Source organism: Vreelandella mediterranea (assembly GCF_970647075.1).
The window spans coordinates 2293481-2316887 of the sequence record NZ_OZ310198.1 but is presented as its reverse complement, the minus strand read 5'-3'; the positions used below and the strand labels follow the sequence as shown (position 1 = coordinate 2316887).

The following is a 23407-nucleotide window of genomic DNA, read 5'->3' as shown; positions in this document are numbered from 1 at the left end:
CCGCTTGGCTTAACATGGCGCCCTGTTTGGACCCTATTCAGCACGGGAAAAAGGTAACGGAATGCTAACATCCCTTAAAGGGGCCTGGCGTTATCGCCAGTTCATCGCCACCTCCATACGCCACGAGCTGGTAACGCGTTTTGCCCGCAGCCGTATTGGCGGTGCCTGGATGATCATACATCCTCTCTCGATGGTACTGATCTATGCATTGGTACTGTCCGCGGTACTCTCGGCAAAGCTTCCCGGTATTGAAAGCCAGTATGCCTACGCCATTTACCTGACGGCCGGTATGCTAGGGTGGAGCCTTTTTAGCGAAATACTCAACCGCTGTCTCGGGGTCTTTATCGAGAACGCCAACTTAATGAAAAAGCTGGTGTTTCCAAAAATCGCTTTACCCGTGATCATTACCGGCTCCTGCCTAATCAACAACCTCGCGCTCTTTTTGGTGATCCTGGTCGTGTTTGCCGTGCTGGGCCACTTTACTCCAGCCACGCTGCCTTGGGTGCTCGTGCTTACCGGTATCACCGTTTTATTGGCGCTGGGGCTTGGCCTGATACTCGGGGTTTTGAACGTCTTCATTCGCGATATCGGCCAGCTTATGCCTATCGTGTTACAGTTTTTGTTCTGGTTTACCCCGGTCGTGTATCCCGCCGAAATCGTACCTGAATCGCTGCAATCTTTGATCGCCTTCAATCCGCTTTTCCACCTGATTGGCGCCTACCACGATGTACTGGCCTACGGTCAGCCGCCTTCTATTATGGTGCTCGCGGCACTAACGCTTCTGGGAGCAGGGCTGGTACTGGTCAGTGCGCTACTGTTTCGCAAGGCGAGCCCGGAAATGGTGGATGCGCTATGAATCACTCGACCAGAAACGTTTCAGCTACTAATACATCCGCCAGCGCGCAAGCGTTACTGGAAGTGCGCGATCTGGGTAAGGCCTATCGCCGCTACCGTAACGAGCTTACGCGCGTGGCCAGTTGGTTTACGTCCATCAAGCCTCAGGATGAGACCTGGATTCTGCGCGATATCAACTTCGATATCGCGCCGGGCGAGGCGGTCGGTATCGTCGGCCAAAACGGCGCGGGCAAGAGCACGCTGTTAAAGATGATCACTGGCACTTTACGGCCCACGGAAGGCTACATTCGAACCCACGGTCGAATAGCGGCGATACTGGAGCTTGGTATGGGCTTCAACGGCGAGCTAAGTGGGCGCCAGAATGTGCTGCACTCGGCGGGTCTGATGGGCTTTACCCATGCACAAATCAGCGCGGCGATGGACGATATCGAAGCCTTTGCTGAAATTGGCGACTACTTCGATAAACCCATGCGCGTTTACTCCAGCGGTATGCAGATGCGCGTCGCTTTTTCGGTAGCCACCGCGTTTCGTCCGGAAATTCTGATTGTCGATGAGGCGCTCTCGGTGGGCGATGCCTACTTCCAGCATAAAAGCTTTGATCGCATCCGCGAGTTCCAGCGTCAGGGCACTTCGCTTTTGATCGTTTCGCACGACAAGGCGGCCATACAAAGCCTTTGTGATCGCGCCATTTTGTTGGAGCAAGGCAAAGTGCTTCAGGATGGTCTGCCGCAAGACATCATGGATTACTACAACGCCCTGATTGCGCAAAAAGAGAACGCCAAGGTCGAGATCAAGCCTCTGGACAGCGGCCAGATTCAAACCCAGTCAGGCACTGGTGAGGCCAGTATCGCGCAGATCAGCCTGCACGCAGAAAAGGGCCAAGCGCTCGACGTAGTGGACGTAGGTCAGCCGGTAGAGCTCAGAGTGACGGTCGCCGTTCATGCCGACCTACCGGTGCTGGTGATTGGGTACAAGATAAAGGATCGGGTAGGCCAGGATGTGTTTGGAACGAACACCTGGCACACTCACCAAATAGAGCAGCAACTGATCGCCGGCGAGAAGCTGACCTATCGTATGCGCTTTAACGCTAACCTGGGGCCTGGCAGCTACTCCGTTTCGCTTTCACTTCACAGCAGTGATACCCATCTAACGCGCAATTACCAGTGGATAGACCACGCGCTGGTCTTCCAAATGGTGAATATGGAAAAAGACTTCTTTTTGGGCAGCAGTTGGATAATGCCCGTTATTGACTGTGAGCGAGAGGCCGTACCCCGTTCAGAATTCAACGAGTCGACGTAATGGATTTTTATACCCGTTTTACCAACCATTTTCGCGGTGAAAAGGACGCCATCAAGGAGCGTCTGAAGGTTTATGTGCCGCTGCTCGAGCCGATCATGGCACGTTATTCCGAGGCGACAGCAGTAGATCTGGGCTCCGGGCGTGGAGAGTGGCTCGAGTTAATGCGCGAAAATGGCTGGCCGGCCAAGGGGATCGATACCAACGAAAGCATGGCGAAAGCCTGCAATGAAAGCGGTCTCGAGGTTGAGGTTAGCGACGCCCTGGTCGCACTCAAGCAAACCGAAAGTGACACCCTGGCGGCCGTTACCGGGTTTCATATCGCCGAGCATATTCCGTTCGATAGCCTGGTGGAGCTGATCCAAGAGGCAAAACGCGCGCTGGTTCCCGGCGGCGTTTTGATTCTAGAGACGCCCAACCCGGAAAATTTGACCGTAGGGCTTTGGAGCTTTTACCTGGACCCGACCCACCTGCACCCGCTGCCGCCACCACTGCTACATTTCGTGGCCACCGATGCAGGCTATACCAAGGCTACTATCCTGCGTTTGAACGGCCCCAAACCGCCAAAGAGCGATGCAGCCGTTCGTGACTACCTGGACTGGGTCGTCTCGGCGTATCCGGACTACGCGCTGGTCGCCCATAAAGGCGCCGATGACGCCAGCGCCCCCTGGTTCGAATACCTGGATAAGCTGGCCGAGGCCCAGCAGGGCAGTCTCGAAACGCTGGCAGATAAAATCGAGCAACAGACCGATCAGTTGGTTGACGCCAATCATCAGCTCGTAATGGCAGAAGAAACGTTAGTGACTGCTGAGAATAAATGTCAAAAAGCTCTTCAAGAGCGTGACTACTATCAGCAAAAAGCCGAGCAGCTACTTCAAGAAGTCAATGGCATTTACAGTAGTCGCTCTTGGCGTATCACCAAGCCACTGCGTGGCGTCATGCACTTTCACCGCCATTCCTCCATTGCTCAAGGCAAGCTGCTACGTAAAATGGCGCAGATCCCTTGGTTAAAGCGTTTGGCACTGAAGATTTTAAACCGCTTCCCCGCGCTGAAGATGCGTGTATTGAAGCATATGGCCGCCAGCGACAGCCTCTTTAGCCGTAGAGGGCAGTTTAACGCCGAAGATTTCGCTAACCTCGACGCGGATGTCCAGGCGCGAGTGCGCTTGGAAAGTCTGGCGCTGCGCGACGCCCCCTTTGATACCCAGTCGGTGCAAGGTATACGCCTGGAAGGGCATATCAATGGCAGCTACAGCCTGGCCTCGGTCAACCGCCATCTATTGAGCCGCTTACAGCAAAGTGCTAGCCCGCCTGAGCTTTGGCTTGCGCCCCATGAAGGCTCGACAGAGGCCCAGGTAAGCACAGCCCCCGGCGGTGTAGAGGAGGTCGCTCGACTAAACGCGCTGGTCGACCCCGCAGCCTGGCGAAACCTGGCCCCCGAACAGCGTGTGGCGCTTTATCATCGCTACCCACTTATCATACCGGAGCCGGCCCACGGCAAAGCCGTTGCGCTGTTCTTCTGGGAAGAGTCGTCGGTGCCGGCGGACATGGTCGACACGCTCAACCAGCACTACCAGGGGGTGATCGTTACCGCCTGGTTTGTCAAAAAAGTACTCATGGATAGTGGCTGCAGGCTTCCGATTCATGTGGTGGCTTTGCCGCTTGTGGCTAATCCGCACGCCTGCCAGGCCCGCGCGAGTGACCTTGTACGAGTCAGCCAGGGCCAGCCCGTTCATCTTTTGCACGTCTCCTCGGCGTTTCCGCGCAAGGGCGTCGATGTACTACTGCAGGCTTTCGAGCAATTAGCCCAGCAAGACGCCGATTTGATGTTGACGCTCAAGACCTTCCCGAACCCGCACAACCAAACCGACGCTTTGATCGAGGCGTATGTCAGCGAGCACCATCGCCGCCGGCTCACGGTCATCATGGAAGACTACTCCGCCGAACAGATGGCCGCGCTCTATCATCAAGCAGATATCGTGGTGCTACCGACACGAGGAGAGGGGCTCAACATGCCCGCCATAGAGGCCGGCGAGTTCTCGCGGGCGCTGGTGGTCACCGGTTACGGTGCCCACACCGATTTTGTCTCCTCTGCCGACGCCGGACGGGTGGATTACTGTTTCGATCACGCCCAGTCCCACTTTAATAGCGGCCAGGCGCTTTGGGTCGAACCCGGTGTCACCAGTACCGTCGAGCAAATCCAGCGCCAGGTCGAGGCGCTGCGCCAGGGCGGCGAGCGTGCTATGCAAACGGCGAGTGGGCTACACGATGCTATCCAGGCGCGTTTCTTTTCACCTTCTGCCGTGACATCGCTGCTGGCATCGCTTGCCCGGCTGCAAGCGCTGCCCGAGGCGCCGCTGCCCGCGCTTTCGATTAGCCTGTATTCCACTTGGGATGAGCCCTGTGGCATCGCGCAGTACAGCGACCATTTGCTGGAAGGCGTGCGCGCACTAGGCGAGCCGGTTGAAATCGAGGTGCACGCCGCAACTCGACCGCAGGTTGAGCGCACGGCATCACCCGGCGTTATCGGCGAGAGCTGGCAAAAAGGCGCCAGTCCCTCTTTGAGTAACGCCACCGGAAACGTTGTCTGGCTGCAGCATCATTTCGCGTTTTATGAGCTCGATCGTGCGCTTCAACAAGAGGTGAAGCAGTGTCGCCAGCAAGGCAAACGGGTATATATCACGCTTCACACGACCCGACCGGTAGTGGATTTCGATAGCGCACGCCGCCGCATGGTGGCATGCACGCTGGCCGAGTTCGATCGCGTTTTCGTGCATACGCTGGACGACCTTAACTACTTAAAGCGCATTGGCCTCACTGACAACGTGACTCAGATGCATCAGGGCGTTGTCAGCGACGATGCCGTTCAACCGCCGATCGCTCAGGCCCAAGAGACTGCGCCGATCATCGGGTGCTTCGGTTTTCTGCTTCCCCATAAAGGCGTCAATACGCTCATCGAAGCCTTCGCCGTGCTGCGCAAGCAGCACGCGCTTTTTGAGGCGGCAACGCTTAGACTCGTCACCTCGGTGCGGGACGAGTCGAGCTCTCAGGAGGAGTTGACACGCTGCCAGCGCACCGCCGAGCGGTTAGGGGTAGCAGCCAATATCGAGTGGTACACCGACTTCCTGGCACTCGAAGAGGCGCAGCAGCGTCTCGCGGAGTGCAGTGTCGTAGTACTGCCTTATCAGTACACTCAGGAATCCAGTAGCGCTGCGGTACGCACCGCCGTCGCCGCCTGTCCTACCGTACTGACGACGCCCGCGCCTATTTTTGACGAGGTAGCCGATGTGGTGTGGCAAAGCGAGGGGTTCGAGCGCGATGATATCGCCGAAGCGATTACGCAGGTATTGAACGCACCCGCAGAGCAGCGCGGCGAATACCATAAAGCCCGCGAGCAATGGCTATTTGAGCGGCGCTGGTCTACCCTGGCCCGCCGCTACTATGGCCTTTTCAGTGCCGCACTGGTCGATCAAAAGCTTCATGTTATGGCGAAAAACGGCGATTGATACCGAGTGGTGGCTCACCCATATAGCCTTGCCCCGAGTGAGGCATTAATAGTTGTGAAAGGGCGCAATGACCTTGCGCCCATTTATTAATTTTTCGAAGAGAAGGAACTGCGTCATGAATGCGATCGTGACAGGGATAACAGGTCAGGACGGCGCTTATCTAGCCGAGCTACTGCTTGAAAAGGGCTATACCGTATTCGGCACCTACCGCCGCACCAGCTCGGTCAACTTTTGGCGTATCGAAGAACTCGGTATTCAGGACCATCCCAATTTACACCTGGTCGAGTATGATTTGACCGACCTGTCGTCGAGCATCCGCCTGATGCAACAGTGCAAGCCGCGGGAGGTGTATAACCTGGCCGCCCAAAGCTTTGTAGGTGTCTCCTTTGACCAGCCGGTGACCACCGCTGAAATCACCGGTATCGGCGCCGTTAACTTGCTGGAAGCCATTCGTATCGTGGATAGCTCTATCCGCTTCTATCAGGCATCCACCTCCGAAATGTTCGGTAAGGTACAAGAAGTGCCGCAAACCGAGCAAACGCCGTTCTACCCCCGCAGCCCCTACGGTGTTGCCAAGCTCTACGCGCATTGGATGACCATCAACTACCGTGAATCTTACGATCTGTTCGCGACCAGCGGTATCTTGTTCAACCACGAATCGCCGCTGCGTGGTCGCGAATTCGTCACTCGCAAAATCACCGACGGCGTTGCACGCATCAAGCTTGGCAAGCAAACCCGTTTGGAACTTGGCAATCTGGATGCCAAGCGCGACTGGGGGTATGCAAAAGAGTACGTAGAGGGCATGTGGCGGATGCTCCAGGCCGACACGCCGGATACCTATGTGCTGGCCACCAACCGCACCGAAACGGTACGCGATTTCGTGACGTTGGCTTTCAAGGCCGTAGATATCGAGCTTCGCTGGGAAGGCGAGGGCGAAAACGAGTTTGCGGTAGATACCACCACCGGTAACAAGGTGGTAGTGATCAACCCGCGTTTCTACCGTCCGGCAGAGGTCGAACTGTTGATTGGCGACCCTGAAAAAGCAAATCAGCAACTGGGCTGGGCCCCCTCGACCAGCCTTGAAAAGCTTTGCAAGATGATGGTCGAGGCAGACCTGGTGCGTGTCGAGAAAGGCACCGGCGCCTAATAGCGCAACGTTTTTTTAGCCAAGGAGCCACCATGAAAACATGCCTGGTCACCGGGGGTAGCGGCTTTACCGGCCGCTACCTTATAGGCCATTTGAAGCGCCAGGGCCACCGCGTGGTGGCCCTGGCGAGCCAGCCCTGCGGAGCGGATGAAACGCACCACGTCGACCTCAATGATGAGGCCAGCCTGGCTGGCATTATCCGGCAGGTGGCACCAGAAGAGGTATACCATCTTGCGGCGCTCTCCTTTGTGGGCCATCCGACGCCGCTCGACTTCTACCGAGTCAACGTACTGGGCGCCGAAGCTTTGCTTAAGTCTCTTTGCAAGCTAGCATTGCCACCGCGGGTGCTAATTGCCAGTAGCGCCAACGTTTACGGGGCAAACGCCCAAGCGGTCATTGATGAAAGTGTGACGCCGCTCCCCGTTAACCATTACGCTCATTCCAAGCTGGCCATGGAGCACATGGCGAAAACATACGCTCAGCGATTACCGCTGATCATAGCGCGCCCCTTTAATTATACTGGCAGCGGTCAAGCTCCCCATTTTTTAGTGCCAAAAATAGTTGATCATATCAAGCGTCGCGAAAGAGTGATTGAGCTTGGCAATATTCATGTGAGTCGTGATTTCAGCGATGTGCGGGATATTTGCAAGGTTTACACGCGCTTGTTATACCAATGGCCTTCCGATGCCCATAGCGGCGATATTATCAATATCGGTTCCGGCCGTTCGGTTTCGCTCAACGACTTGATCGAAGAGCTGCAATCCATCTCTGGTCACGAAATAGAAGTAACGGTCAATCCGGATTTTGTACGGTCGAACGAAATTCCCGAGCTGAAAGCCTGTACGCAACGCCTGGATCGGTGGGCGCCCGAATTAGATCGGTTTTCACTTCAGCAGACCCTTGAATGGATGCTTTCAAACTAATACACCATTTGTAGCAAAACACTGTTTTTTATTGGCAAATGGCATGATATATGGCAAGCTGAATTTAGCTTGAATGACTAATAGTTTCAGTCTATTGGTGTTTGTTCCAACAAAACAGGGAACTACCAAAGCCTTGGCTTCAAAACGAGGAGCAAACAGAACGTTTGCTTGGCTGATGCTATTGACTTACCTTAGGGTCTACGAGTAAAACATAGCGGTCATATATACACGTGCGGGTGTAGAGAGATACACTAAGTTCGTTCAGATCTTGAGCCCGGGCGCAAGGAATGAGTATTGGAATTGGTGTCATCACCAAGCTGATCTCAGGAGCGAGGCCTCGCTCACTGCCGCCATCGCCAACAGGCATTGTGGCGGCTAATGTCGATTCGACGTCTAAATAAGGAGTTACATCAATGGCTTTGTCAGTCACTGAAATTCAGCAGCTTTATACGGCCTACCTGGGTCGTTCAGTCGATCAGGATGGTCTTGACTACTGGCAGGAACAGGACGTTAGCGAATTCGAACTGCGCGCTAACCTGGCCAACGACAATCAGGCCGAGTACGTTGAAATGTACGGCGATCGCTCTCGCGCCGAACTGGTAGAAGCTATCTACCAGAACATGTTCGGCCGCGACGCTGACGACGACGGTCTGGATTACTGGGTAAACGGTGACGGCGCATCCGTACCGGCCAGCGAGCTTCAGCAACTGTTCATTTCAGCAGCTTCTGAAGAAGACCGCGCCGAATTCGACGCACGCGTAAGCGACGACTTGGGTGGTATCAATCCGGTGCCGCAGCCCGAGCAAACCGATACCATCGACGTTACCTTCAATACCAGCACCGTTGGTAACTCTGAAGAGATCTTCGGTACTTTCGAAACCACTACCGATGGTGAGCTGGTTCAGATTGCACTGCCTTCCTTGGCTGTTCGTAATCAGCAGCAAACCGTTACTTCTATCGGCAAAGCCGAGTGGGACGAAGCCGGTCAGGTCGTAACGACTTCTGCCGATTACACTTTCAACATGTCCAACCAGTTGGGCGCTGAGAAAGAGTACGCTGGTCTGTTCCTGAGCCCGCTGCTGACTTCCGAGTCGCGTAGCGCTGACTCTCAGCTGTTCATCGAGCTGCTCGATATTCGTGCTGCAGGCACCGACGAGCCGCTGGGCAACCTGCCCATCGACGGTATCCGCTTCCAGGTTGACGGCGAAGCGACCGTACTGCGCTCCGACGGCATTTTCGAAGCCAAAACCTACCCGGAACTGCTTTCTGCCATCCGCGATGCGATCGCTGGCGATAGCGATCTGGCCGGTTTTACCGCTGAAATCGGTTCAAGCTTCACCGCAACCGACGGTGGTCAACCGATCCCGGGCGCGGTAGGTAACACCATTATCCTGACCGACTCTCAGGGCCGTGAAATCTCCAACGGTTCGTTCACCTACAGCGACCAGGAAACTGGCGGTTTCACTCTGTACGGTGATCTGTCTACCGAAGCGCCGGAATCCGTCCGTGACCTGATCTCCACTAACCTTGATCTGGACAACGTTGGTTACGGTTCTCAGGGTGGTTCTATCAACCTGGCCGGTGAGTCCAACACCGATAAAGGTATCGAAGAGTTCAATGTCGACGCGCAAAACGGCGTATGGCTGACTCGCCTCGAGTCTCAGTCTCCGTCTGGTAACCAGGCGCTGAAAGAGATCAACCTGAACGGTAACGGCTATTTCCGCGTAGGCCAGCAAAGCGACCAGAATGTATTCAACATTCCGCAGCTGATGGTACAGGCTGCTGCACTTGCTGCCTCTACAGAAGTAACGCTGGCAGAAGCTCTTGAGAGCACCACTGGTCTGGTTGACGTTGAAAAAGTCAATGGACAGGACTTCGACGGTGAAGTGAAGCTGAATGCTTACATCACTGACGACGTCATTGGTCGTGACATGAATCTGCAGGACGATCAAAACGATCCAGCTGCTGATAACGTCAACTACACCTACCAGACTGCTGGTGGTGACGACCAGATCTCTCTGATCCTGGAAGAAGGCGTTCTTCAGCGTGAAGATGCACTTCTTAACATCAACGCTGGTAATGGCAACAACGTTGTTGAAACCATGATCGTTGATGATAACGGCATGGCGGTTCAAAGCGTTAACCAGCAGCTGAACCAGGACTTTGGCGCTGAGCAGGTTACTATCGTAACCGGTAACGGCGACGACGTTGTTCGTACCTGGGGTGCAGGCGACGCAACTATCAGCACTGGCGCTGGTAACGACGTCATCTACGCAGACAACTCCGGTCTGCTGCAAGAAGACGGCGCAACGCGTTGGGAGTTCAACTCCACTGCTTCTGGCGATGACCCCACCGGCGTCTCCAACAGCAACGCTGGTCTGTCTGCTGGTGCCAATGGTACCGAGCAAGTATTCGACGCGTTCAAACTGCAAGTACGGGTTGATTTCAAAGGCTTTGATTCTTCCTGGGTTAACGTAGCGCACAATGGTTCTGCAACCACTTCGCTGCAGATCAATCAGGCTATCAAGGACGCGGTCAACAACGACGCGGTTCTTCAGCACCTGATCGCTGCCAACGATGGTAACGGTAACATTCTTGATATCGTTTCTTTGATCGACGGCGAAAACCTGGGCGATCTGACCATCGACTTCCGTGGTCCGCTTGAATCCGGCGCATCCAACAACGGTGGCCGTCCGCAGCTTGCCGCTGATGAGTCTGGTGCAACTGATGACCTGGATTCCATTCAGGATATCTACACCACTGACGGCGTAGACGGCGACGACGACGATAGCGTTGTAGGCGAAGTAGACGGTATCTCCAGCAGCGTTGAAAGCGACAACACCATCAATGCCGGTAGCGGCAATGATGTCATCGTTCTGGGTACTGGCGAAGACAGCAACGATACTATCGTGCTCGAAGATACCTTCGGCCGTAACAGCATCGTTAACTTCGTCTCTGGTAGCGATTCAGACGACGACGATAACTTCGACCAAGGCTACGACATCCTTGACTTCACCAGCTACCTCGGCGGTTCTGCTGACTTTGGTGGTGATCTGGGTAGCAACCGTAGCGTTGCCGTCACCGACAGCTTCAACTACGACAGCGGCGTCTCTTGGGGCTCACTGACGGCTAACGATGTTGCTAGCGAGTACGAAGGCCTGGGCGAGAACGGCGGCTTCGACAGCATCCTGATGGTTGAAGCAACCGGCAGCGGCGCTGGCCAGTACAAGGCGTTCCACCTGAACTCCTCCTCAAACAGCGATGATCTAAACGTAGAGCTGTTGGGCGTGCTGGACTTCGGTGCTACACAAGAATTTGACGCAGCTAACTTTGCATAACACTTAGCCGCTAAAAAGACTTGTAAGCCCCCAGCTTCGGCTGGGGGTTTTTTATTTGTAGCTACTATTTATGAACACACCGGTTATTGATCTGTCTGAATATTCGCGTGTAGTGAATTTCTGTATAACGAGACAATCATGAGGTTGTATGTCTAATTTTGTACCGCTCTCCTTAAATGGCTTCCAGGGTAAACGCTGGTTAAATACGCCTGATTTTAATTTTGTCTCTAACCAGCGTGCGATTGCGCTCGTAGCACAAGAGCTTCCTCATGCATTAGCGACAATGCCTTTAGGGTTTCGTAAGCTCGAAGATGGGCGACACGAGCTTGTTGCTATCTGCTCGCTGGGCAATCAGCAGAATTTGTTCGTTCATCTCGATGGCCGCTGGTTGGCCGGATATAAACCCGCACTTTTGCGCTCATATCCCTTTTTGACAAAGTACGATAGTGGGCAAGATCGGCACGTACTTTGTATTGATGAAGATAGCGGTTTAGTAATCGATGAATCTAGCCAACAGGGAAATCCCTTTTTTGATGACTCGGGCCAGCTCGGTGAACAGCTCAATAGAGTAAAGGAGTTTTTGACCAAGTGGCAAAAGCAAAGAGAGGTAACCCAGAAGGCAGTCGACATGCTTTCCAGTTTAGGGTTGATAGTGCCATGGAAACTGGAAATAAAGCAGGAAAGCGGTGAAACCCTATCCGGGTTGAACGGCTTTTTTAGAGTCGATGAAGCGGCATTGAATGCGCTGCCTAGTCAAAAAATAGAAGCTTTAAGGCAAGTGAACGCGCTACCCGTTGCCTATGCTCAGCTTTTCTCTCAGCATAGAATTACCGTTCTTACTCGCCTTAACAGCATGCATTCGAAAAATGCTGAGACGCAATTTAATGAAAACGACATAGACTCGCTTTTCAACGATGGCGATGAAGATATTGGTTTTGATTTCGATAGCTGAAAAATTGCCAACCAGGGTGTCCACTCATGCACACACGAGTAGACATAACCCTGCGCATCTTTTAGTGCTGGCCATTCAAGGCCACCGCTATAAGTTAAGTATGGTAAAAAGCTTTCGGCTGTAGGTCGCCTTGCTTATGCAATAGTGTTGAGTCGAAATTCTTTTATCCTTTGTTAGTAATTAAGTAGAATGGCGCGCCTATTTGCAGGCGACAAGAGCGGAACTGGATGTCGGAATTACCCAAAAGCATCGTCATTGAAGGGCGTCGATACCCGACCTGGGCACTAAGCCTGCGTGCGCGTGAAAACTTTATACGCCTTCACCAGGTCGATGAGCACATCGCAACCCTGCAGGAGCGGCTTGCATTTTATACCTCTGCGAAAGCGAACTGCCTGGCTTGCTTGAAAAGCGCGTTGCCATCGAAAATTAACTACTACTGGCATAATGTACCGCTCGAATGGGCGCGTGCTCACTGGCGGCTCGAAGACCGAAGGTTCAACCTGCGCGAGCTGAGCATGACGGGTCATTACCGCGCCAACGACCGCGTACTGGTTTATGTGAAAGGCCATGGGGTCGTAGGGTGGGGGGAGGTGCAGCTTGATACGCACTCGACCCAGCGTCAATTGGCGTGGGGTTTTAGGGTTAAAGAGCTAAAACATGCGTTGCCCGCCAAGCGGCTTAAAGAGTTCGCAGTACGTCATCCCAATCGCGCCTCACAGGCTCTGCCCGATGGCGCGAAGACCGAAGAGCTCGTGGCGGCGTTGGAGACATATCCGGCAGCCGCGAATGTCGCGCTTTGAATAATGAACTTCGACATTCCTTGCTGTAGCTGTAATAATCCGCGCTTGGTTCAATGCTTGATAAGGAGTATTTTGTGGCTGAAGAAAAAGATCAAAAAGTAACCATCGATGGTCAAGAGTATAATATGGCTGATCTGTCTGAAAACGCGCGCAATCAGCTGGTTAACCTGCGCGTAACGGACCAGGAGGTCCAGCGTTTGAATCAGCAGTTGGCGATTGCACAGACAGCGCGTACAGCCTACGCCAACGCTTTGAAAGCAGAGCTTCCCGAGAAAAAAACGCACTAAGCGTTTCTCGACCGTTTTACCAAAAGCGCGGGCCATGGGCTCGCGCTTTTTTTATACGTGCCACCAGACACGGACGAAGCCGAAACATCGACCGGTAAAGAGCTTGCCCCAGATTCATTGACTTTTTAACGATAGCTGAGATATAGCTAGATAAGTGTCGGCCCGCCAACCCAAACATGATGTCAAATAATAACGTGTTCTTCACAACAAACACGAAAGGGAGGGGTTGGAACGGGCAGGCGACAGGGAGCGTTATCAGGGCAGGAGTTACCTATGCTAACGCCAACGCAGCAAGTGCAGTCGTACTATCTAGCGATGTTTGGTCGTGCCGCCGATCCAGCAGGTTTGAATTACTGGTCCAGCGAGCTCGACGCTCAAACCCTGGGGCTTGAAGGGGTTTTACAGCAAATGGTGTTATCCAGTGAGTTTGCGACCCAGCGCGAAACGCTTGCTCAGCTCGATAACAGCGGGTGGGTCAACGAGGCTTACCAACGTCTTTTTGCCCGCGAAGCGGAAGCCGAGGCGGTCACCTACTGGTCCGAGCAGGCACGCGCCGGTAATTCGCCCGAGACGCTTCTTGCAGCCATGCTGAACGCAGCCGAAGATACCGATGCGGAAGCGCTCAAGGCCTACGCGTCGATTGCAGAATTTTACTCCGCGAATGTTTCGGATGAAGATTACGACGCTGCAAAAGTACTCGTGCAGGATGGGTTTCGTTCCAACGAGCAGCTTTACCAGGATCTTGAAAGTCTGAATGAGACCTACGATACCTTGAGCCTGGTTCGGGCCGGCGAATCCCTGGAAGGCCGGCCACTCTACAGCGCTACAGTGGGGGACGGCCCGCGTAAACTAATGATCGTCACCCAGCAGCACGGTGACGAGCCGGTCGGCACCGAGGCCGCTATGCATCTGCTCGAATGGATAAGCGGCGATAGCGAGGCCGCTCAGTCACTGCGTGAGCAGGTAACGCTGACCGTCATGCCACGTGTCAATCCCGACGGCTTCGAGCGCTGGGAGCAACTAGTAGCCGGTGAAAGCGACCCGGAAACGACGTTGGACCCACGCCGCAACGCCGCCGATATCGACCTTAACCGTACCTGGGATTCGACGGAGGATCTCGACCCCGCCTTGATGCCGGAAACCCTGGCGGTGCGCGCGGTGCTGGACGCTTTTCAACCAGAGCTATTGCTCGACTACCACAACCAAAACAACTATCTCAACGAGGCAGGGGAGCTTGAGACGATGTCGGCGCTTTGGCCGACAAACGAAAATGTCGACCCTGCGTTGACGGCGACTTCCCAGCAGGCTGCCATCGCGCTTTCTCAAGGCTTGGAGCTATTCGATTACGGCTATTTGTCGCTGTTTCCGGGCGGGGATGATGCTTCGATAGGTCGCAATGGCATCGCCCTCGACGGTACGTCGGCGTTACTCATCGAGCAGCGCGGTCTGGAAGAGTTCGAGCTGAAATCCCTGGAAGGGCTGGAGCTTGATTTCGACGCGGTGGCAAGCGCACTGACCCTGGAAGGCATTCTCAGCATGATAGGTGTTATGAGTGCACTCGGTGAGGACGGCTTTGCCAGTATCGACCCTGCACTCGCGTTACTCTTGCCCGAGCGGGGCGAGCGCACGCCTTTCGAGGAGCTTTACGCCGAGGAGAGCAGTAACGAAACGGAGGCTGCCCTACAAGCGAGTCAGAGCCCGGAGGATGTCCTCGAGATTGCCACGGCAGGTGTCGCGGCACCAATAGAGCCCGAGTTTCAATTAGCCTGATAAACGCGTTACCTTTTGTATCCGGCCTCCGCCCAATGGCGGGGGCTTTTTTATGCTGGTCTTCAAACACTCGTGGATAAGCTTGAAATCAGGTGTGCTACTATCACCGGCTTTGCTTTGTGCTGGAAGGGCTGGATGGGCGATATTCGATCTTTATCTTTAATGGTCACGGTCACGGTGTTTTTAATGGGCGTGCTTACCCTGGTGTCACCATCGGGTTACTCGCTTGGCCCTGGGGTGCTGCTGTTGTTAAGCGCAAGCCTGCTCTTCAACGGCTCTCGGATCGAACTTTCCCACCGTGATAACGCCGTGATCGCCGCGCTTTTAGCCTATGGTTTGGTGGTGGGGGGTATGTCCGCACTCGAGCTGGGTGCGCCCGGCTTTGACCGCCCCTTGCGCTTTTTGTTAGCGGTACCCGTGCTGCTGCTATTGCTGCGCAGCCCACCTGGCCGTACCGCGCTCTGGGTGGGGTTGGCACTGGGCGCGATAGGGGCCGGCAGCTGGGCCATTTGGCAAAAGCTCGTTGAAAACGTCGACCGGGCTGGCGGGTTTTTGCATGTTATCCAGTTTGGCAATCTGAGCATGCTCATGGGTATGCTGTGCCTGGCCGGGCTTGGCTGGGCGGCGGTACAACGCAAGCGCCCCTTTTGGGTGGCGCTACTGCTGGCAGGCGCACTTCTGGGCATGTTGGGGTCGCTGCTTTCGGGTAGCCGCGGCGGGTGGATTGGCCTGCCCTTTATTGGCTTTGTACTTTATCGGGGCTATGGGCGCGCAGCGGCGCGCCGTTGGAAACTGGCTGCACTTGGCGGTGCCGCCTTGTTAGCGCTGGCCATGTACGCTATCCCACAAACCGGCGTACAAAACCGCGTACAGGCCGGTATTAACGATGTGGCGCAGTACATCTCCGGCGGCGAGCGTGATACCTCTTTAGGTTTGCGCTTTGAGATGTGGCGCGGCGCCAGCATGCTCATTGCCGAGCGGCCACTGTTTGGCTGGGGGGAGAAGGGGTACGTCGAGGCGATGGCGGCATTGGGCGAGCGCGGCGTGATTACGATGGGGGCCAGCGCGTTCGATCACGCCCATAACGACTTTATCGACGCCGCCGCCAAACGCGGGGCGGTGGGCCTTTTGGTTCTGCTGGCGCTTTACATCATTCCGCTTAAAATGTTCGCCTCCGGGCTCAACCATCCGAATTTAGAGGTACGCTCGCTGGCCGTGGCCGGCACGCTGCTGCCGGTAGCGTATATCGATTTCGGCCTCTCCCAAACATTTTTGGCGCACAACAGCGGCGCCATGTTTTACGCTTTTTGGCTAGCGCTGTGGTGGGGGAGTTTTAGCGCTTACCAAAAGCGTGCCGCTCGTCAGGCACGGCCGTAAGCGCGAGGTGCGCTAATGGCCGTGTCATTAGCGTTACCAGCCGCCTTGACCCTCGAGCAGGCTAAGCACGTTGTTGTTGATCGGCAGTTTGAAATCGGCGCTGCCCAGTACCATGGCGTCGCCTGCCCGCACCACGCGGGTACTCACGTAGATAAAATCCTGCCCCTGGGCGTAGGTGCCCATCAGGATCGAGCGCGCGTTGTTCTGCGCGCTTAGCCGCTGAACCTGGCGGGAAAGAATCAGCTCGCCGACGCTCTCTTCGATGAACATGCTGTCGCGCATTTTGACTTCGCGCACCTGCATACCCTGCTGGGCAAGGGCCGAGGCCATGATTTCCGAACTGATCCGCCCAAAGGTCGACGACTGAGTCAGATTATCGATGCTGACGAAAGTAGCCGCGATCATCGGGCTATACCGGGTCAAGTCCGGATTGTTGGCGATCATGGTCATCGCGGCCTCGTGGGCCAGGTCGGACAGATCCGGTGGCGGTGGGGGCGGGCTGGCATTTCGCTGGTTGATGCCCGCGCAGCCGCTCAGTAACAGCACGCTCAGGACAAAAAGCGCCCGGCGCCAAGGGGCACGGCGCGTAATGAAGGCAAACGGTGAAGAAATCATTGCGTGCATGGCCTTACCAGGTGTTGGTGAGTGGGATAGAGGGCTCGACAGGGGTATGGTATACCCGGCGCGGCGCGTATTGGTGGCGATCACCCTTATTGATGTAGTAGATATTCGAAGAGGAGTACAGGATGCGCTCGCCATCGACGATCTGCGTCGTGACAATGATCTCTTCGTTGCCGGTGTGCGTCCAGCTGCCGCTGGTGATATCCGCCGCGACCCCCGCCGGAATCAGCCCCAGCGCCGGTTCGCTCCAACGGTTGATCGGAATCGTAGCCACGGCGATGCCCGCCGTTAGTGCGGTGAACGCGCCGACCGGCGGGCGGATAAAGCCGCGATCGCGATGCTCGACGACCTCGACATCAATAACGACCTCAGCGCTATTATCGGTGGGGTTCATCGTCACGTTGGCGCCTCGGGTGACGAGCTCGCTGGTCAAAAAGGTGCGGAAACCGCGGCCAAACTCGCCACCGCTGTAAGCTACATAGCCGTCCGGCTCCGGGTTTTGAATGTGTAGGTCGCGAAACCGTACGCGCTCGCGCTGAAGGATCTGGCCCGCTTCATGGCGTGCGAGTATTTCCCAATGGTGAGCGGCCTGCATGCGCTGTTGCTCGGAATAGGGATAGGTCGTCGCAATCGGCGCTTGCGAGGTATTGGCGTAAAAGCAGCCGCTCAGGGTAAGACTCAACAGTCCCACGCCAAGCGCGCCTCCCAAACGCGTTGTTCCAGCTAAAAGGCGGGTATACACCGGCTAGTTCCTTCTCTTCACAAAAGGTGTTTTTGATAGACTTGTCGACCACGTCTATATTCCATCGGCCAACGGGTAGAAAACTTGAATGAGTAGAGACACCTATGCTTGAAGACCACCGCGGAGGTCCGCGCCACGACTCGTTGCTGTCCGCGTACCCGTCGGACGATGGCAACAGCGGCTGGATGATCAGCTATATCGACATCATGACGCTGCTCGTCGCGCTTTTTGTGATCATTATCGCCGCAGCGAATGTAAGCCCTGGCTGGTCAAACGACGATCCGCTGGATTTATCGACCAGCGACGCGCCGGACACTCAGCAGCCCGAGCTTCGCGTGCCATTGCCGGAAACGCTAGAGCGTACCTCCGCCCCGGCGGCGAGGGGGCTAAGTCCCACCGCCATTAGCGCCTCGCTTGGCGTGGTGGGGCCGTTACCTCGCAGGCCTATAGCGTCGCCGGCGGAAGTGCCGGTAGAAGCCCTTCCACCCCCTGCGCTTTTGGCCCGCCAAGCGCCTGGCGCTCAAGTCGATGCGCTGGATATTGACGACCCTGCGCCGGTTTTTGAGTGGCTGCTTCCCACGCCGCTCTTTACCGCCCAGGCCACGGCACGCCAAGGCAACGATACGCGTCTAACGGGCAACTCGGCCCTGGCCGACTACATGGTGATTCTAACCGATCAGCCGCCGGTAAACGCGATTGCCTTGAGCGAAGAGGCCATCGAAGGAGCGGTGAGCGCCGCCGAAGGCTTAAACGAGCGCGTCGCCGACTCGCTTTATCTGCCAAGTTTGGAGGGGGTCGAAGTAGCGCGTGTCGCCGAAGGGATTAGCCTGCGCGTGCAGGATCAGCTGCTGTTTCCCTCGGCCACCTCGGATCTCACCGAAAGCGGCGCTTCTCTGGTGGATAGCCTACTGGCGACCATTCAGCGTTTTGATGGCGAGGTATGGGTCGAGGGCCACTCGGATAGCCAATCGATCAATACGCCGGAGTTTTCCTCCAACTGGGCGCTCTCCAGTGCCAGGGCCATCGCCATTGTCGAAGCGCTTGAGGCAGCCGGCGTAGAGGCCTCGCGGTTGCGAGCGGTGGGGCTCGCTGCGACGCGGCCGCTCGAGGACAACACCACGGCGGATGGGCGCGCAAGAAACCGCCGGGTCGAGGTCGTTATCCACGTGGAGTAATTTACCGACAAAAAAAGACCCGCCGGGGGAGGGCGGGTCACTAAGGGCTTGGCTCGGTGTATTCTGCTGGCGTCAGGTGAGGGGTGTACAAGGCCGCCAGCAGGTACAATTCGAGTATAGACATTTTGGCGTTTCTGCCAAGCATTTTTGAAAGATTTTTTATACTTTGTTAAAGCCTTGTTCAAGTTTTCCTGTTTTTCAGTGATAACCCACAGGCAGCGAGTCAGAATGCAGGGTTTAATTTGCATCAATGTGGTGCAAAGTGCCTGCCCCGTTCTGGTGCTCGGAACTTTGGATCGCAGCGCTCGCTTTTTATCTTTTTGAAAGTAAAGATAATACGCTGTGTGGCACGTAATCTGCTTGGTGGCTGATTCACACCGCCGCTCGTCAATATCGGGTGGCCTAAAAACATGAGCAGGTACGCCATGCCGGAACACGTCCCATCACCACGATCGGCCCAAGCGCCTGGCAGTAGAGCGCTGGACCCCGCCTTCGAACCGCGTTTGCTGGTAACGGACCTGGACGGCTCTTTGCTGGACCATGACAGCTACGATTTTTCTCCGGCCAGGGCGTCGCTCATCCGGCTTGGCGAGCTGGGGGTGCCCGTTATCCCCGTGACCAGTAAGACCCGCGCCGAGCTGATTCCGCTGCGCGAGGCCCTCAAGCTCACTTCCACCCCCTTTGTCGCTGAAAACGGCGCAGTGATCGGCCTGCCGCCGGGCTGGTGCCATCCAAGCCTGGACCGCCCAGGCGACGCCAGGGACGGCATCGTCATCAAACATACCGGGGTGGATGCCCGCTTCATTCGCGCGCGACTAAACGTATGGCGTGAGCGCTTGGGCGTGCGCTTTACCCGTATGGGCGAGATGTCCGTTGAGCGGCTCATCGAACTGACCGGGTTGGACGAGACGCGCGCCAACGCCGCACGCCAGCGGGAAGGCAGCGAGCCGCTAATCTGGGAGGATGATGACAAGGCGTTGGAGGGCTTTCGTCAAGCGCTTGAAAGCGATGGCCTGGCGCTGACCCAGGGCGGGCGTTTTCATCATGTAATGGGCGCGGCCTCGGACAAGGGCAGCGCCGTGAACTGGCTGATCAAGCGCTTTAGCGCCCTGCGCGGGCGGGCTCCACTTACCCTGGGCCTTGGCGATGGTCCCAACGATGTCGAAATGCTCGAGGCCGTGAACCAGGCGGTGGTCATCAAGGGGCGTCATCGCTTGACCGTGGCCCCCGCCAACCCGCTTTTATATCGCACCAGCGCAGAGGGCCCCGAGGGCTGGGTCGAGGGCCTCATGTACTGGTGGGGCCAGGCAGACGAACGCTTGGCCGTGGCCGAAGACGACGCCACGACGAGATAAATTGGGTTCTGGGGCCTTATAAGGTCAACGCCGGACGATACGCCAGAGAGGGCACACTATGAGCGATTTTCATCAAAACGGTTTAGTGACGGACTTTCACAACTTGACGCGGCGTCCCGTCGAGGATCTCGAGAAAGATCTGGCTGACTTTGCCAAGCGCCGCCCCATGGGGCTCATTCTGCCGTCGCTTTTTTCCGAGCTCGAGGGGCCAGCCCTGTCGGCGATCATCGACGAGCTCAAACACGTTCCCTACCTTGGCGAAATCGTGATCGGACTCGACCGGGCCGACCGCGAACAGTTCTTGTACGCCCGGGAGTTTTTCTCCCGTCTGCCGCAGCATACGCGCATCCTTTGGAACGACGGACCGCGCCTGCGCGCGCTGGACAGCGAACTCGAAGAGCACGGTCTGGGGGCGCTGGAGCCGGGCAAAGGGCGCAACGTGTGGTACTGCGCGGGCTATATGCTCGCCTCGAACCGCTCGACGGTGGTGGGGCTTCACGACTGCGATATTTTGACCTACGACCGTGGGCTGCTGGCGCGCTTGATGTACCCGGTAGCGCATCCGCGCTTCAACTACAGTTTCTGTAAGGGCTACTACCCGCGTATTGCCGAAGGCAAACTCAACGGCCGCGTCTCCCGGCTAATGGTTACACCGCTTCTGCGCGCCCTGAAAACCGTGTGCGGGCCGCTGCCGTATCTGGATTACCTGGACAGCTTTCGCTACCCGCTCTCCGGCGAGTTCGCCATGCGCCGTGACGTGCTGGAAGGCATTCGTATTCCGGCGGATTGGGGGCTCGAGATAGGCGTACTCTCGGAGCTTCAGCGCAACTATTCGATGCGCCAGATCTGCCAGGTGGACATCGCCGATGCCTACGACCATAAACACCAACCCGTCAGCGAAGAAGACGCAAGCGGTGGGCTCAACCGCATGAGTCTGGATATCGCCAAAGCGCTTTACCGCAAACTCGCCACCCAAGGCGTGAGTTTTAGCAGTGAGGATTTTCGCACGCTCAAAGCGACCTATTATCGCCTGGCGCTCGATTTGATCGAAGCCTACGACCACGACGCCACCATGAACGGACTGAGTCTTGACCGCCACAGTGAAGAGCAGGCGGTCGAGCTTTTTGCCAGCAACCTGCTGGAGGCGGGCAACCTGTTTCTGGAAAACCCACGCGAACGTCCCTTTATCCCCAGCTGGAGCCGCGTCCAGGCCGCCGTACCGGATTTACTGGCGCGCATGCACGAAGCGGTCGAGTTGGACAATCAGGGCAAGGTCTAGCAAGAACGTAGGTCTAGCAAGAACGTATTCAGGCCTAGTGGCAAGCGTAGGTTTCAGCGGGTAATTTCTAAAACGTGGCCTCGTCAGCAAGGGAAGGCCATGCCTTCCATCGCCCAATTGAATGGGGCTCCTACAATAGGCTCATCCACCGTAGGAGCAGGCTTTAGCCAGCGATGCCGCGTAAAGCGCGGCTGGGGGCGGTGCCAGAAAAAAGGCTGGCCTGAAAAGGCCAGCCTTGTGAGCGACAGGCGTTAGAAGTCGCTGGGGGGAGTGTTGGCGCTGGGCAGGCGCTGCGGCGTTTGCGGCGCGGCGTCGTGGATACGAAAGTGCGTTACCCGGTCGCGCAGCTCCATGCTGAGCTGGGCCAGCGCTTGGGTGGCGTGGTTGCTCTCCTGAACCAGCCCGGCGTTTTGCTGGGTCATCTGATCCATCTGGGTGACCGCTTCGTTGACCTGCTCGATACCGCTGCTTTGTTCCTTGGTCGCCGCGGCGATCTCCTGTACCAGCGTGCTGAGCTGCTGAATGTCGCCCACCACGCTATTGATGACATCGCCAGTATCGCGTACCTGCTGGCTGCCGTTGGTCACTTTCACGCCGGAGTCTTCGATCAGTTTCTTGATCTCTTGGGCCGCCGCTGCGGATCGGCTGGCCAGTTGGCGCACCTCGTTGGCCACGACGGCAAACCCGCGGCCCTGTTCGCCAGCGCGGGCGGCCTCGACCGAGGCATTGAGCGCCAGAATATTGGTCTGAAACGCGATGCCGTCGATAGTGTCGACGATGCTGCTCATCTGCGACGAGCTTGAATTAATGGCATCCATCGTACTGACGACAGTGGTCATGGCGTCGCTGCCGCGCTGCGCGTTGGAGGCCGTGGAGGCGGCCAACTGGCGCGCGTGGTCGGCGTGCTCGGCGTTTTGCTTCACCGTCGCCGTCAGTTCTTCCATGCTCGAAGCGGTTTCGGCAAGCGAAGCCGCCTGCTGCTCGGTGCGCGTCGAAAGCTCTTCGTTGACGCCCACGATCTGCTCGACCCCGCTATTGACCTGGTCGGCGCCCTGGTGAATCCCGCCAATCGTATCCGCCAGGTTTTCCCGCATACGGTTGATATTGAACAGCAAACTGTTTTGATCCGAGCGGGCAAGCGTGGTGCTACGGGTCAGGTCACCATCGGCAATATGGCTGACTACGTTGGCGGCATAGCGCGGATCACCACCCAGTCGGCGTCCTACATCGCGAATGATCCAGCCCATTAAAAGCGCCACGGGCAAGCCAATAATGAGAAAGGCGATCAGCGACTGGATCAGGTTGCTAATAAAATCCGCGTTGATGTCATCGGTATAAATGCCCGCGCCATAAGCCCAACCCCAATCAGGTAAGTAAGCGAAATAGCTGATCTTGGGAAACTGCACGTCCCCTGCATCGAGGCGGCGCGAATAGTACTCGACGTGGCCGCCGCCGGACTTGGCCGCCTCCATGAAAGCGCTGTAGAGGTACATACCGCGACTGTCTTGGAAGCTGCTCATATCGTCGCCGCGTTCACGCCTGGGGTGCGCGACGATATCGAGCTGCTCGTCGAAGGCGAAGATATACTCGCCGTCACCAAAGCCGGCGTTGACGATACTCTCGATTGCGCGCTCCTGCGCCTGCTCGCGGGTAAGCTCGCCGCTGGCGGCCCGCGCTTGAAGTGATTCCAACTGGGAACCCAGACTCTCTACCACCTGCTGGATACTGGTGCGCCGCTCCTCCTCCATGGTTTGTCGAGTATCAAAGCTAAGCCAGCCCACCAGAGCCAGCATGGCAAAGCATATGATGGCCAGTACGCCCCACAGTCTTTGGTTCAACGTTAATCGTGTCATGGTGTTCCTGGTTTGGTTTTATTTAAAACAAGCACCTTCAGATACGATGCTTTATATCGGCGGAAACCGGCGGAGCATTAATAAAAAAACCGCTTGCAAAGCAAGCGGATGACTGAAAAGTGGGGTGCGTC

At 56.4% G+C, this 23407-nt stretch carries 17 protein-coding genes; 14 read left to right on the top strand and 3 right to left on the bottom strand.

What is annotated here, in order from left to right:
* Window positions 1-61 precede the first annotated feature (61 nt).
* The 11 genes from ACWFVE_RS10710 (at window position 62) to ACWFVE_RS10660 (ending at window position 16251) form a co-directional block, all read left to right on the top strand.
* Window positions 62-856: an ABC transporter permease gene (locus ACWFVE_RS10710; RefSeq protein WP_447529258.1), complete on the top strand. Its 795-nt coding sequence runs from the start codon at window positions 62-64 to the stop codon at window positions 854-856.
* Complete coding sequence (locus ACWFVE_RS10705) at window positions 853-2154, top strand: ABC transporter ATP-binding protein (protein WP_447529257.1); 1302 nt, start codon at window positions 853-855, stop codon at window positions 2152-2154. Before ACWFVE_RS10710 ends, ACWFVE_RS10705 begins: the two co-directional genes overlap by 4 nt.
* Complete coding sequence (locus tag ACWFVE_RS10700; protein WP_447529256.1) at window positions 2154-5657, top strand: glycosyltransferase; 3504 nt, start codon at window positions 2154-2156, stop codon at window positions 5655-5657. The genes ACWFVE_RS10705 and ACWFVE_RS10700 overlap by 1 nt, the downstream gene beginning before the upstream one ends.
* A gap of 115 nt (window positions 5658-5772) precedes the next feature.
* Entirely contained in the window at window positions 5773-6804 is a 1032-nt protein-coding gene (gmd, locus tag ACWFVE_RS10695; protein WP_447529255.1) for a GDP-mannose 4,6-dehydratase, read from the top strand.
* A 32-nt stretch (window positions 6805-6836) separates the two neighbouring features.
* A complete protein-coding gene (locus ACWFVE_RS10690) occupies window positions 6837-7727 on the top strand; it encodes an NAD-dependent epimerase/dehydratase family protein (protein WP_447529254.1) in 891 nt (296 codons plus the stop codon).
* 413 nt (window positions 7728-8140) lie between these two features.
* Window positions 8141-11065, top strand: a complete 2925-nt coding sequence (locus ACWFVE_RS10685; protein WP_447529253.1) for a DUF4214 domain-containing protein — start codon at window positions 8141-8143, stop codon at window positions 11063-11065.
* Window positions 11066-11213: 148 nt separating this feature from the next.
* Window positions 11214-12017: a SapC family protein gene (locus ACWFVE_RS10680; RefSeq protein WP_447529252.1), complete on the top strand. Its 804-nt coding sequence runs from the start codon at window positions 11214-11216 to the stop codon at window positions 12015-12017.
* A gap of 227 nt (window positions 12018-12244) precedes the next feature.
* Entirely contained in the window at window positions 12245-12817 is a 573-nt protein-coding gene (locus tag ACWFVE_RS10675; protein WP_447529251.1) for a hypothetical protein, read from the top strand.
* Between the two features lie 74 nt (window positions 12818-12891).
* Complete coding sequence (locus tag ACWFVE_RS10670) at window positions 12892-13104, top strand: DUF6447 family protein (protein ID WP_447529250.1); 213 nt, start codon at window positions 12892-12894, stop codon at window positions 13102-13104.
* Window positions 13105-13377: 273 nt separating this feature from the next.
* Window positions 13378-14874: a M14 family zinc carboxypeptidase gene (locus ACWFVE_RS10665; protein WP_447529249.1), complete on the top strand. Its 1497-nt coding sequence runs from the start codon at window positions 13378-13380 to the stop codon at window positions 14872-14874.
* A 135-nt stretch (window positions 14875-15009) separates the two neighbouring features.
* Complete coding sequence (locus tag ACWFVE_RS10660; protein ID WP_447529248.1) at window positions 15010-16251, top strand: O-antigen ligase family protein; 1242 nt, start codon at window positions 15010-15012, stop codon at window positions 16249-16251.
* A gap of 33 nt (window positions 16252-16284) precedes the next feature.
* On the opposite strand, the gene ACWFVE_RS10655 is transcribed toward ACWFVE_RS10660, so the two are convergent.
* On the bottom strand, window positions 16285-16875 hold the full coding sequence (locus tag ACWFVE_RS10655) for a FlgO family outer membrane protein (protein ID WP_447529247.1): 591 nt from the start codon (window positions 16873-16875) through the stop codon (window positions 16285-16287).
* Window positions 16876-16879: 4 nt separating this feature from the next.
* Complete coding sequence (locus tag ACWFVE_RS10650; protein WP_447529246.1) at window positions 16880-17563, bottom strand: hypothetical protein; 684 nt, start codon at window positions 17561-17563, stop codon at window positions 16880-16882.
* Between the two features lie 155 nt (window positions 17564-17718).
* Here ACWFVE_RS10650 and ACWFVE_RS10645 point away from each other — a divergent pair, with 155 nt between their 5' ends.
* The 3 genes from ACWFVE_RS10645 to ACWFVE_RS10635 all read left to right on the top strand — a co-directional run bounded on the left by ACWFVE_RS10645 (window position 17719) and on the right by ACWFVE_RS10635 (window position 21423).
* Entirely contained in the window at window positions 17719-18789 is a 1071-nt protein-coding gene (locus ACWFVE_RS10645; protein ID WP_447529245.1) for an OmpA family protein, read from the top strand.
* 425 nt (window positions 18790-19214) lie between these two features.
* A complete protein-coding gene (locus tag ACWFVE_RS10640) occupies window positions 19215-20144 on the top strand; it encodes an HAD-IIB family hydrolase (protein WP_447530529.1) in 930 nt (309 codons plus the stop codon).
* Window positions 20145-20202: 58 nt separating this feature from the next.
* Window positions 20203-21423, top strand: coding sequence for a glycosyl transferase (locus ACWFVE_RS10635; protein ID WP_447529244.1), 1221 nt, complete (start codon window positions 20203-20205; stop codon window positions 21421-21423).
* 251 nt (window positions 21424-21674) lie between these two features.
* On the opposite strand, the gene ACWFVE_RS10630 is transcribed toward ACWFVE_RS10635, so the two are convergent.
* Window positions 21675-23276 carry a methyl-accepting chemotaxis protein gene (locus ACWFVE_RS10630; protein ID WP_447529243.1) on the bottom strand — a complete coding sequence of 534 codons (1602 nt, stop codon included), beginning with the start codon at window positions 23274-23276 and terminating at the stop codon, window positions 21675-21677.
* Window positions 23277-23407 lie beyond the last annotated feature (131 nt).

What these genes read in the sequence shown, in the direction of transcription:
- ACWFVE_RS10645 (WP_447529245.1), top strand. Translation starts at nt 17,719, where the DNA reads ATGCTTGAAGACCACCGCGGAGGTCCGCGCCACGACTCGTTGCTGTCC.
- ACWFVE_RS10675 (WP_447529251.1), top strand. Translation starts at nt 12,245, where the DNA reads ATGTCGGAATTACCCAAAAGCATCGTCATTGAAGGGCGTCGATACCCG.
- ACWFVE_RS10685 (WP_447529253.1), top strand. Translation starts at nt 8,141, where the DNA reads ATGGCTTTGTCAGTCACTGAAATTCAGCAGCTTTATACGGCCTACCTG.
- ACWFVE_RS10630 (WP_447529243.1), bottom strand. Translation starts at nt 23,276, where the DNA reads ATGACACGATTAACGTTGAACCAAAGACTGTGGGGCGTACTGGCCATC.
- ACWFVE_RS10705 (WP_447529257.1), top strand. Translation starts at nt 853, where the DNA reads ATGAATCACTCGACCAGAAACGTTTCAGCTACTAATACATCCGCCAGC.
- ACWFVE_RS10700 (WP_447529256.1), top strand. Translation starts at nt 2,154, where the DNA reads ATGGATTTTTATACCCGTTTTACCAACCATTTTCGCGGTGAAAAGGAC.
- gmd (WP_447529255.1), top strand. Translation starts at nt 5,773, where the DNA reads ATGAATGCGATCGTGACAGGGATAACAGGTCAGGACGGCGCTTATCTA.
- ACWFVE_RS10690 (WP_447529254.1), top strand. Translation starts at nt 6,837, where the DNA reads ATGAAAACATGCCTGGTCACCGGGGGTAGCGGCTTTACCGGCCGCTAC.
- ACWFVE_RS10665 (WP_447529249.1), top strand. Translation starts at nt 13,378, where the DNA reads ATGCTAACGCCAACGCAGCAAGTGCAGTCGTACTATCTAGCGATGTTT.
- ACWFVE_RS10655 (WP_447529247.1), bottom strand. Translation starts at nt 16,875, where the DNA reads ATGCACGCAATGATTTCTTCACCGTTTGCCTTCATTACGCGCCGTGCC.
- ACWFVE_RS10710 (WP_447529258.1), top strand. Translation starts at nt 62, where the DNA reads ATGCTAACATCCCTTAAAGGGGCCTGGCGTTATCGCCAGTTCATCGCC.
- ACWFVE_RS10640 (WP_447530529.1), top strand. Translation starts at nt 19,215, where the DNA reads ATGCCGGAACACGTCCCATCACCACGATCGGCCCAAGCGCCTGGCAGT.
- ACWFVE_RS10635 (WP_447529244.1), top strand. Translation starts at nt 20,203, where the DNA reads ATGAGCGATTTTCATCAAAACGGTTTAGTGACGGACTTTCACAACTTG.
- ACWFVE_RS10680 (WP_447529252.1), top strand. Translation starts at nt 11,214, where the DNA reads ATGTCTAATTTTGTACCGCTCTCCTTAAATGGCTTCCAGGGTAAACGC.
- ACWFVE_RS10660 (WP_447529248.1), top strand. Translation starts at nt 15,010, where the DNA reads ATGGGCGATATTCGATCTTTATCTTTAATGGTCACGGTCACGGTGTTT.